The organism is Halanaerobium sp. (assembly GCF_003070835.1).
The window spans coordinates 1-12,277 of record NZ_QBLR01000099.1 but is presented as its reverse complement, the minus strand read 5'-3'; the positions used below and the strand labels follow the sequence as shown (position 1 = coordinate 12,277).

General features: G+C 31.7%; 8 protein-coding genes. All 8 read right to left on the bottom strand.

Going from position 1 to position 12,277, the window contains the following annotated elements; all coding sequences use genetic code 11:
* On the bottom strand, nt 1-841 hold an 841-nt coding region (locus CI949_RS10970), incomplete at its 3' end, for a hypothetical protein (protein ID WP_290766357.1).
* A gap of 87 nt (nt 842-928) precedes the next feature.
* Nucleotides 929-2,701: a dynamin family protein gene (locus tag CI949_RS10965; protein WP_290766354.1), complete on the bottom strand. Its 1,773-nt coding sequence runs from the start codon at nt 2,699-2,701 to the stop codon at nt 929-931.
* 73 nt (nt 2,702-2,774) lie between these two features.
* Nucleotides 2,775-4,538: a dynamin family protein gene (locus CI949_RS10960; RefSeq protein WP_290766351.1), complete on the bottom strand. Its 1,764-nt coding sequence runs from the start codon at nt 4,536-4,538 to the stop codon at nt 2,775-2,777.
* A gap of 196 nt (nt 4,539-4,734) precedes the next feature.
* Nucleotides 4,735-5,130, bottom strand: coding sequence for a hypothetical protein (locus CI949_RS10955; RefSeq protein WP_290766348.1), 396 nt, complete (start codon nt 5,128-5,130; stop codon nt 4,735-4,737).
* A 229-nt stretch (nt 5,131-5,359) separates the two neighbouring features.
* The gene (locus CI949_RS10950) at nt 5,360-7,102 is read right to left on the bottom strand and encodes a hypothetical protein (protein ID WP_290766345.1); all 1,743 of its coding nucleotides are present in this window, start codon (nt 7,100-7,102) and stop codon (nt 5,360-5,362) included.
* Nucleotides 7,083-10,832, bottom strand: a complete 3,750-nt coding sequence (locus tag CI949_RS10945) for an AAA domain-containing protein (protein WP_290766342.1) — start codon at nt 10,830-10,832, stop codon at nt 7,083-7,085. Before CI949_RS10945 ends, CI949_RS10950 begins: the two co-directional genes overlap by 20 nt.
* Nucleotides 10,833-10,866: 34 nt before the next feature.
* Entirely contained in the window at nt 10,867-11,748 is an 882-nt protein-coding gene (locus tag CI949_RS10940; RefSeq protein ID WP_290766340.1) for an ankyrin repeat domain-containing protein, read from the bottom strand.
* A 264-nt stretch (nt 11,749-12,012) separates the two neighbouring features.
* Nucleotides 12,013-12,277 (bottom strand): hypothetical protein (locus CI949_RS10935; protein ID WP_290766337.1); only part of this gene is annotated, 265 nt, incomplete at its 5' end.

Sequence of the window (12,277 nt, the reverse complement as noted above, 5' to 3'; positions counted from 1 at the left end):
CTCTTTTCTTTATCAAAGATCCAATGATTAAAACCAATATAAATTCAAAAAATAGAGATAAATTAAATAAAGCAAAGATACCCATAGATACTGAAGATACAGCTGCCCCACTTCCAAATTTTATGCTTTTAAACTCCATTTTCTTTATAAAATATGCATACGCAGCAGTTAAAACCATCAAAATTCCTAGAAGTGGATTTGCCGAAATAATAGCAATTATACCTGCTGAACCCAAAAGTTCAGCCAGACTATCAAGATCTTCATTTTTTAATGCAAATAATACTCCAACTGCACTTAAAGCACCTGCTAGAATTTCAAAAGAATCATAACTTAATAAATCATAAAACCAACTTTTATCAGCAGTTGGAATGCTTTTGCTTACCCAGGCAGCTGTTTCATCATAACTGCTCTTATTGATTGTTCTAAAGGGCAGCCCCATTTCTGTATTTAAATCTTTCCATAAAGAATTAGCCAATGCTGCAGTTTCTTGAACAAAAGAATCATCTTTCGATGCATTTTTTACTGCCTCCCAGGCACCAGCAATATCATGACCACCATCAAACATTCTGTGGTTTGGACCACCTATATGGGTTCTTAAATATTCAGCATCAAGTGCTTTATCATAGATATTAGCAGTAGATTCAGTTATCCTCTCAGATAATTTGAGCAGGTTTTTTTGAGATAAAAATGCCAACAGTGCTTCAGGATAAACAGCAGTTTTAATATTGTCTAGTTTATTAGGAGAACTGATAAAACTTGTTGCTTTACCAGCCATATTTCCACTAGTTTTTGCCATTTCATATAAAATATTATGCAATTTATTGAACTTCTTTTTATTCATGAAAGATGCTCCTTTCATATTCCGCATTATTACTTAGCCAGCACTTGACAAATATATCCAATCACCAGTTAAGGATTGTATTAAAAATCATAATGCAGATGCAGCCTTCAGTTTTTGAACATGTTGATTTATTTGATTGATCAGAAGTTTTATTTCCTTATCATTCCAACTGTTAGATATACTGTGGATAAATTTATCTTCAATTTCTGCGGCAACCTTATCACTCTGCTGATTGATCTTATCTATAATCTCTGGCAGTACTATAGATAAAAGCTGATTTTCTTTGATATCTCTAATATTTTCAAGTATTGCCTTTTTCATTTCTTCTTTTTCTTTTCTAACACTAAATAATCTAGATATACCACCAACCGCTATACCGGCAAGTAGAAAGGGTGGAAAAAAGGCTGCTAACTGACCACCTATAGTTAAAAATGCGGCAGAAGGTCCAAGCCAAGCCGTATAAGCAGCAAATGCAAATGCTGCTCCACCTCCAAGTGCAGCCCCCTGGCCAATACCTTCTACTAAAAAATCACCTGAAGAAATCTGGCTAATTTCGTTTTTAACCAGTTTCTGCTCTTCAGCCAAAAAATCTTCTATGTTTTCTTTGATATTTCTGTGAACTTCTTCAACAGATGATTCCCATTCACTGCGGAAATAGTCTTCTACCTCTTCAATTCTGTTGATAAGCTTGTTTTTGATTCTTTCTTCAGAAAAAAGTTCTTTAAGCCTATTTTTAACTGCATTCCTCGTCTTTTTGCTGCTTAAAGCCCCCATATTTTCTACCATATTAAATAATTCACGTTTTTCATTTCTAAAAATATCTTGTCTAACCCAGTTTCTGAGTCTGCTCTCAATATTATTTTTAATTCTTTCATTGTGGTATTTGATCTCATCATTATGTACTTCTAACTGGTTTTTTATAAACTCTATGTTTCTAAGATATGATTCATGTAGAACTATATCCCTATTTATAATTGAATTGAGAGATGATATTATACTCTCTTCCTGCACTTCTTCTGACTCTTTTTCAATGTTGTTCTCCAGATAATCTATTAATTCAGTATAGCCAGATTCATTGAGGAGGTCTTGGTCATCATTTTTCTTTGCCTGATAAGCCTGGAATGCCGAAAGTGTAAATATATCATATAAATATATTTCATACTTTCTCTGAGTATAAAGTTTAAGTCTTTCTGGAGATGTATCTACTTCATCCACCCGATTTACAATTCCAATAACTGGTTTACCATATTTTGCAGTCTCTGAAAGTTTTTCCTTAACATCAGCCTGTCCCATATGATTACCATTGAAAAGCCATAGGACAACATCTGCTTTCTGGATATAGTTTACAGTAACCGCTTCATTTTCTTCTGTTATAGATGCCAGACCTGGTGTATCAACAATATTTAGCTTTTTAAGATTTTCAAAAGGAAGAGCAAGGCTGACATTTTTCACATCAGAAAAATAATCTAAATTACCCTTTTCTGCACTAAGTTCAGCAAAAATTTCTTCTGGAGATCCTGCGAAATTTTTTGAATTCTTTTTTCTTATAATACCCTGAGGACTTTCACTGTAAAAAATTTCTATTACTGAAGCAGTTGTCTCAGTAACTTCAACCGGTGATACTTCTCTACCTATTAATGCATTAATAAATGTTGATTTTCCTGCTTTAACCTCTCCCATAACAACAAGATTTAAAGCTCTATCAATTTTCTCTGAGATTATCTTAAGCTCTTCCTGAATGGTTATAAAGTCTTTTTCTAAAATTTCAACCGGCAGTTCATCTTCAGACTCAATTATTTTTCTAAGAGGTGAATCTGAAATAACTTGATCTGTCTTCTTAATATAGTCTATAATCTGCAAATTAACTTCCCCCTAAATTTAAATTAATTATCTTTAGTTCTCTTTTTAGCTTCTTTGGATTAGCTAAAGAAGCTTAAGAACGGCTGACCAACTCATCAACTTGAATATTAAAATCCTGAAAAACTGTCTCATGTAGGCTTCTCTTTTTTAGGTCAAATTCTGCTGCTAAGTTTAGACTTTCAAAAAAATCTATGATTTTATCATATTCAGAAGATGGTCCGTGTAATTCAGCAAAACTGGATTCCCTTATAGAAGCAGTCTTATTTTCTATCTTCTTAATTTCGTTCATCACTTTATTTCTCAGTTTCTTTTTAGTTTTATATACAAAATCATCTAGATTTGACCTTAAATTCTGCTTTATTTCTCCCAATTTAAATTTAAGCAGAATCCACTTTGCAAGTCCAAAATAGCTTGCAAGTCCCCCCACAATAAAACCAATTGGACCAAAAATAGCTGAAAAAGCAAATGCTACTCCAATCCCAGTACTCATAACATCATCTTCATCCAGATAAACTCCATGTGTTGACATCATCAGACTTGTCTTCAGCCTGCTTACTGTAATATCACTTTTATTGAGGTGTTCAAACTCTTTAAATACTGCTCTTTTTTGATGGTAACTTCCTAGGCTTTTGAGTTTTTCATTTATCTCTTTTTCTAATCTTTTTATCTCCTGCTGCAGCTGTTTTTTTTCAAAAATTGTATTTTTTATATATTTGTCTCTGCTCTGCTCTTGATAAAATATTTCCTTTGCATAATTATCGATATTTATTTCTACATTTGACCTATAGTCTGAAAGAACTGCATCGATTTCATTTATAAATTCCTTTTTGGTTTTCTTTATATCTTTACTCAGCTCAGCCTTTAATTTGAGGCGCCTTTTATTATCTTCCTGCAGTTTTTCTCTATATTCAGCTGTGTTTTTTTCTAAATCCATCAATACCCGCTTTACACCAATTTTTTTGCTTTCCAGCTGTACTTTATTTGCATTAAGATAAAAATTCCTATATATCTCATCATGAAGAGAGGATAACCCACTGCTTTCAATTAAATCCTTATCACCACTTTCTACAGCTTCAAGTGCTTCTTTTGCTGAGATTGGAATTATATTTTCAAAGAACCGGCCAAATATACTTTCTGCTTCTTCCATGATTTTTTCAACGGCATCTTGGCCACCACTCTTTCGGACAAGGTCAATACTGTTTAAAACACCGATGATATTATCAGTTCTACCTCCTACTTCTTTGATGGCAAGAGTTAATTTGTCAAGCATTTCTTTTGACTTCTCTCCAGCTATTTTAGTTGCATCAAGCAGCCAAATGACCCCATCTGCCTTATGATAATATTCATTAACTTCCATTTTCATTTCTCCAAGCAGATCCTGCACTAAACCTGGTGTATCAACAAGCTGAAAATCTTCGAGAACTTTGTTTTTTTGAACAGGCCATCTTGCTTCTATAACAGGGGATTTATATAGAAGGTGTTTTTCTAATGCCTCTTTTAGCTCTTCTTTTTCTTCAATCGTATCTAAAGTCTGCATCTGTTTTCTAAGCTCTTTTCTCACTTCATCATCTGATTTTTCTCTTTTTATTTCTTCTTCTTCCAGCATAGCTTGAGCTTCTTCATAACTTAGATACTCAGATAGACCATTATTATATTTTATTTCAACCTCGTCTTTATTATCAGCACCATAAAAAACATCTATTTTCCAGGTTTTAGGTAGTGCATCCATCTCAGCTTTTCTGCGTCCGAGCAGAGAGTTGATTAAAGTTGATTTCCCAAACTTACCCATACCAACAAAAAATAAAAGAAACGGTTCTTCGAGAGCTTCTGCCAACATTTTAATATCTGCTGCTGTCTCTTCTGCCTCAATTATAACTGGATTGAGCAGCCTCGACTGATCAACTTTCCTTATTTTTCTGACCTTAGAAATTTCTTTTTCAAAATAACTGCTGATTTTATAAAGCTTTTCTTTGAGAAGTTGTGAATTTTCATCGTAATAAAATTTTTCGAACTTATTATATAATGCCGCTATTCTATTTGGGACCGAAGATTCTCTGCCATAAAGAATAATTCTCTACCTCCTCCCTTTTAGCCTTAAGCTTTTCCCTTTCTAATTCATAATATTTTTTAGCAGTTTCAACCTCTGACTTTAATGAAAGAACTTCTTCTTCAAGGCTGGAAATATGAGACAGTATATCGTCCTGTACATTTTTTCTAACTTCAATCAGTTTTTTGGCCTCTAATTCTATCTGACCAATAAGTTCATTTAAACTGCTGCCTGCCTTTCTAATAACAGGTGTTGACTCTTCAAGTTCATATTTTAGTTTTTCCATCTTTTTGATAACTTCTTTTTCATTTACTTCATCACTTATGTCTATCATTAATGTTTTGAATTCTTCCAAGAGTTCTTCATTTTTTTCAAATGCCATAGCCAATCCTCCTATTGTGTTATTCTAGATTATAGTCCAAATTTTATTTTTTCCCAACCGATAAAGCAAAAAACAGGGCCAGCAGACCAATAAGTATATTGCCCTCCATAAGGTTGAATATTGCTGAAAGTAATAGAATAATAAAGAATATTACCTTACCCATGATTTAACCCCCGTTCTTAATCTCAGTTAAAATAATACATAGACCAGCATAGAAGTCTAAAAATACCTAAGTTTTGCTTAAATGCGCTAATATCTTAGTGATCTTTTCTCTTTTCTGATCACCAAAAAACCTAGTGGTCAATCCTGATATTTTTTCACTAATAAGAATAAGTTCCTCTTCAGAAATATCTCTGTCTTTAAGCAGTGATAAATACCTCCACAGATATTCATAAACAGCTTCAATATAAGCACTGTCTTTTTCTATACTCCTCTCCATCAGATTTAATAGCTCAAGATCTTTTTCAAGAATTATCCAAGCAGATATAGCTGTTTTTTTTGGAAAACTGCCTTTAAATTTCTCCAAGTAATTATGGAAATCTCTTTTTAAAGCATTCCAAAATATCTTCTGCTTGTTTTTAAATGATGCATTGATTTCACTTTTATAGGTGCTGAAAAATGCAGATTCATTTCTAATTGAATATCCATTTTTACCATCACCTCTGTAGGATAAAAAATTGTGTGAACCTAAAATATGTTTTTCGCGATCAACTATTACCTCTTTTTGATGAGACTCCCCAAGCCAATAAAGTGAAACACAGTTTACACCATCACTATTGACAGCACGCGAAAGCTTTTTACCCATTTTATTGTTTTTATTTCTCAATTCATCATCGAGCTTTTCGTCCATACCCCAGCCAAGCAAAAAAAGCACACCATCTGCTGCTGCTTCTGCCAGCATGTCTATAAATTTCTTATCAACAGTAAGGCTGTTAATCCAACCTGAAAGTATAATTATTTCCTCTTCTGCTCCTTTAATTAACTCTAAATATTTTTTTCGTATCTTACGGCTGCTTAAATATTCAAAGAAAAATTCTCTTTCTTCAATTTCACTACTGCCTTTTCTCCTCAGTTCAATTTCCTTTTTAGCCTTTTCATTAATTTCATTAATATGAGCTGGATTTTCAGCATTTAACTTCTGAATGTCATTTTCTTCATACTGCTCAAAACCAAAAGCTTTAAAAATTTCATCCTGAAATTTTTCAGAACCTCCATTATCTCGTCCACCATAAAGCAGCCTTTCAAAAACTTCTTCATATTTATATATAATTTTATCTTCATCAGGAGAATAAGCCCTCAGTATGAATTTATCCCTGAGAAGATCATGTATTAAGTAAATTGTTATTAATCTTTTTTGTAGTGAAAGAAATTCAACTTGATCTACAGTTAAAATATTCTGCTCAGAATAAAGGTCAGTTAATATATCTTCATCTATCTCCAGCTGCTGATTTTGCTTTAAACTGCTCCAACTGATCCCAGGCATCATTTTGGGATAAAAATTATCATCTCTATTTCCTTTTAAAATATCAGCACTTGAAAATTGTTCTGCAAAATAATCATAATTTAATATGATATTTTTACTTTCTTTTATGCGGGTACTTTTTGCATTGAGCAATTTTTCTGCTGCTTTATTGAGAATGATTTTTGGGAGCCTGTTTCTATCTATTAATCCAGATTCTGCGAGGCTTAAGCTGAATTGGATGATAATACTTTTGTCAATATTTAAAATTTTGGCTATCTCTGCTGCTCCTGTATCTTCAAACTGTGCTCCTGCCTTAAGTATATGCCGCTCAATTATATTGATCTTTCTTTCCCTAAGCACAGTATAGTCAACAGATATTTTTCTGCAGGCAAAACTAAAAGACTTTTTACCTATCAGCTCATACCCTTCTTTTTCTTCCCAAATGCCCTGCTCTTCTTTAGTTTGCAAAGCAGCCTTCGTCTGCTCTAACTTATCTGAGTTGATAAACATCAACAACACCTCCACTTCTGTTAATAACATCAGCAATATTTCTATATATATTTAGAGATTTAGGGTCATTATTCTCAGAGCAGAAAAGCCTGCTGTCTCCTATCATTATCAAAAGCTTTCTTGCTCTGGACAAAGCTACATTCACTCGTTCTGGCCTTTTAGCAAAACCTATTTTTCTATTAGGATTGTTTCTAACCATGCTGACTATTATAATATCACTTTCCATTCCCTGAAAACGATCAACAGTACCACTTCTCAGGTTAAGCTGATCATATTTGCTTATAAGATTCTTTTTGATAATATGATTTTGAACCCCATAAAATGTTATTAAACCTATTTCATAATCGAATTTACCTCTTTGTTCTCTGAGTAGATTAAAATCACTCAATATTTTATCTATCAGCTTAAATTCTTCAGTATTTTTATATGAATTAGAAACTCTTTCTTCCTGCCATTTTCCAAGATGAGGTGTCTGTATCCATACAGCCTGCTGCTGTGGATGCAGGTAATCAAGCTCAATATCATGTTTCTTCAGCTGGTCCTGTGATTTAATACCCATCTCCAAATTATAACTGTAAAACTGATTAATTACTTTCATTATTTTAGAGTGCATCCTGTACTGTTTATTAAGCATGATTTTTATAGAATCATCTGCATTATTCCAATGTTCTTTGAACAGTGAGTTATCTAAATGTGAATAATCTTTTTCTGGATTGGCTTTTTTGACCTCATCTATTATATTTTTTGGAATAAATGAAGAAAGCTGTTTGTCATCACCTATTAAAATTATTTTTTCAGACTTTAACATCGGCATCATAAGTTCAGGTGGAGTTGCTTTTGAAGCTTCATCAATTATCAAATAATCGAAACTTCCGAAACGTTTCAAAAACTCTCCTGACTCAGTCTTAGAGCAGGTTGAGCCAATAATATTTACTTTCTCCATATAACTCATTTTCAGTGAATTAGTGTTTTCGATACCCTCATCAATTTCTTTATACCAGCTGTTTATGAAGTCTGAATAGCGCTTAATATATGACCGGCTTTCTGAAGTAGAGTTAATATCATCTCTGCTGGAATTTATGATTTCTTCTATCTCTTTCTCACCTATTTTTTCAGGATAATCTGCATAATAACTGTTTTTTTCTTTGATTTTCAGCCACTGTTTTTTATTATCTCTTAAAACAGGCTGAAGTTTATCCATTTTCTGCTCATAATTATCAATAATTATTTTGTATTCTTTAATAATTTCTTTTTTATGTTTTTTCAGCATTTTTTCATTTTCACTGTATCTCGCATCTAAAGCTGCATGCTTCTGCTCAAGATTATTTTTTTCTTCAAATATCCTTTCTAATTCTGACTGGTGAATTTCTAACTCCTCTTTAGAAGCAGCAATTTTTTTCCTGCTTTGAGATTTCAATAAGGCCAGCAATTTTTCTGTAATTAGTATTGATGGATCATCTCCATATTTATTAAAATCATTGAGCATTTCGTCAACCTGCTGTAGAGAATAACTGAGCTTTTCTTCTGTTTGTTTAAGAAAATAGAGAACTTCATCTGCTTTTTTTGTTTTCAGCAGTGTTTTAACTTCAGCATTTATTTTTATGTAAGCACCAGGCAGAGGATTAAGAATATTTTTATTATCAGCTTTAAAAAACTGCTCAAAACTACTGCTGCTTCCATATGCAAAAACACCAGCTGTTAGCTCAGCTTCACCATCACTTAGATATTCAGTTTCTATCTCCTCTGAGAGATTTTTTATCAATTTTATAATTTCATGTGAGCTTTCTTTTAAGCCCTTATATTTTTCAATACTGTTAAAACTACCTATTATTTCAGTAATCCCCAGATCTTTAGCGGAAAAATGCCAGATATCTCTAATTTTTTCTGAATATATTTTCTCAAGTTCTTGATCTAAGCTGAGTTCAAAATCACCGCTTTCAAGATCAATCTTTGTATTTAGCCACTTTTTTAGATCCATTTTGTCATTTTTAAGTTCATTTAAAAGTCCTTTATAAGAATTACACTCAGAATCAATTTCTTCTATTCTATTTTCTTCAATAGCTGCTTTATTATCTAATTCTCTTATTTTTTCATTTATACTATCGAGTTCCACTTCTATAGCTTCCAATTCAGAATTAAGCGCAGTATATTTATCAAAAAGTTCTTTTTTATCTTCATGTATTTTATACTCTTCTGCAGATTTTAAAGCTTCCCCAAGATTATTAAGCTCTTTTTTTATATCAGCAATCTTTTCTGATAATTTTTTCTCACTATTTAAAACTTCTGAATAATTATGAAAAAACTGTAGATTGTTTTCTATATTATCTATTTTATCGACAGCTGATCTTTTTTTATCAAGTAATTTTTTTGATTTATCAGCTGTTTCCTGCAGCCAGGTGATGAGAAAGTTTTCTTCAGAGAAGAGTTCACCCTCTTTTTCAAAGGAATCACAATTTCCATATCTATATGGAAATATGTTTTTTCCAAGCCCCATCATATTCTTCAGATGTGCAAACACATTATCTACTGCCAAATTTGATTGAGAAGAAAGTAAAATACGCTTCCCTTTTTCTGCCAGCTGATAACATGCTTCAGCAATCACAGTAGTTTTACCGGTTCCCGGTGGACCTTTTATAAGGCTGATATCTTCAGTGTTAAGAATTTTCAGCACTGATTCTTTCTGTTTCTGATTTAGCTTTTTATTTAAGAATTCTATTTCATCAGCATCATAATTTTCATTGAAACCAGCAGCATTTTCTATGTCAAAAAAGAATGAGGGAAGAGCTCTATTTGCAGCCTGAAATTTTTCAGCCTTTTTGAGTGCATTTAACTGTCGGTCCAGACTAAACAAGCTGCCCACAGATTTATGTTCAAGTATACCCTCTTTAGGTAAGCTCTGTTTTCTATTTTTCATCATTTTGAATATTCTATCGTTCATTTCTACAAACAGCCTGCTGTTTTCTGCATCATAGCCATTTATTTCACCAATTTCTATTCCATCATCATAATTATAATAATTTCGCTTATCTGAAAGTCGGTGCAAATAAATACGGCCACCATATGCAGCATCAATTTTTGTTTTTAACTCAGCCTCTAAATAATCTGCAGTTTTAAATTCTAAAATCATATCGCTGATATTTTCCATATAAGAAGTATATTTTAAAGTGAAATTCTTTTGCTGAGCGATTTCTCTCTTTTTATATAAATAATCTCTCCAATCTGAAATCCGGCTGTTAAATTTAATCCCAGCTTCAGGTGTGTTTTTTAATTCTTCTAAAATCTGCCCATCAATACCGGAATTTAAGTGTAGCGCTTCTTTCTTGGTATAAAATCTGAGGTAGATATCTTTATAAACCTTATTTTGATAATTTCTTCTCTTCTTATTATAGATATCTAAAGATTTAAGTATATAATAATCATCTTCATTACCACCATGAAAAAATTTGAGTTCCAGCACTTCTGATCGGAAATTTTTCAAAAGTTCTGCATTTGATTTTGAAGCATCTCTATAAATTTTAATGCTGTAGAGGTCATCACCTTTATTACCAACGGAGACATAGCTGAGCTTTGTGTGATAATAATTATCGAAGTCAAACAGCATTCTGAAAAGTTCCTCTGCATTAAATTTATTTTCTGAATAATTAAGCCTTCCCAACTTCTCCTTTATCTCTTTTTTAACATTATCTGTAAATACTAAATTAAGTTTGGCATATTCTCTTTCTTCATGCAAATTACCACCTACCCATAATATTTTATATCAAAGCTTAGTTATTACTAAGCAAATTTTCGTCAATAAAACTCTGATTTAAATTTTTATTGTCCACTGCATAATCTTTTGCTGTTCTACCATTATTATCTTTTATTTTTAAATTAGGCTTATTTTTTAATAAAGCAGATATAACATTTTTTTTATTATAACGAGCTGCATACATTAGTGCTGTTATTCCTTCATTATCCCTACTGTCAATTTCTGCACCATACTTTAACAAATACTTAATCATAATTGCATTATGATTATACTGAGCAGCATACATAAGTGGAGTTTTTCCCTTTTCATCTTCAATGTTTATATTTACCCCTTTTTCAACTAGTTTAAGAACTGCATCAGGATTCACTGCTCTTTTAGCAAAATTAAAAAGTTTATTTTCTAAATTGTAACTATCACCTTTAAGATATTTTTTGTTCTCAACTTTACCTACTTTCTTTTCTGCTAAGTCTTTTTCCGCATTGACTCCACAATAAATTGCTGTACCAAGCAGTAATATTGGATGAATCATTGATAATAGAGTTCCGATTATTAAAATGAAAATTCCTTTACCTATCATTCCATGAAATATATACCAAAGACCCCTAAACAAAAAAGCCCAAAAGTTAAATTTATAATTGTTTTTAGTTTTTTCTTCTGAAAATTTAACAGCTTTATCATTTTTAAATTCATTCGCTGTATCAGTATTAGAATAATCCTTATCTAATCCATTATCTAATTGAAGTTCATCATTTTTTTGAATAAATTCTTCTTTTTCAATATCCTGCACCTCAAGCTTTTCTTTTGCACTTTCTTTTTTTAAAGTTTCACCACAATATGGACAGTATTCATATAAAAGTTCTACTTCTTTTCCACAATTATAACAGTTAATAATAATCAACCTCCCAATATTTTAATTTCTAAAAGACAACAATATAGTGAGAAAATAATCATAATCTCCTAATTGTTCACAAAGAATATCACCTACTTCTAAATATCTAAGTTGATATTTCTTTTCTGGATAAATTATATCATTAAGCACTGACAGCATATTGTCAGTGATGTCTAAGTAATTTTACTAATTCCTCATGACATCCTACACTAGCTGCAATTAACGGGGTTAGATATACATACTTTTTTGTATATTTAAGAATAAAATTGAGTACTAATTAGAAACTAATTGTTTTATTTTTTGTAATTTTTCTTTATTTATCGTGTCAATTATTTTTACACCCGCTACCGTTTTCCCCTGCATACTGCTTGTTTTTTCATGCCATGCATAACTTAATCTATCTATATGTATATAATCATTTGATTTTAAAATATCTCCGTATTCAAATTCTACATCATATATATGACCATCATCTAAACCAATAAACTCTGTCCCTCCAATATATAAATATTCTTGATTAAAAAATGAGCTCGTATAT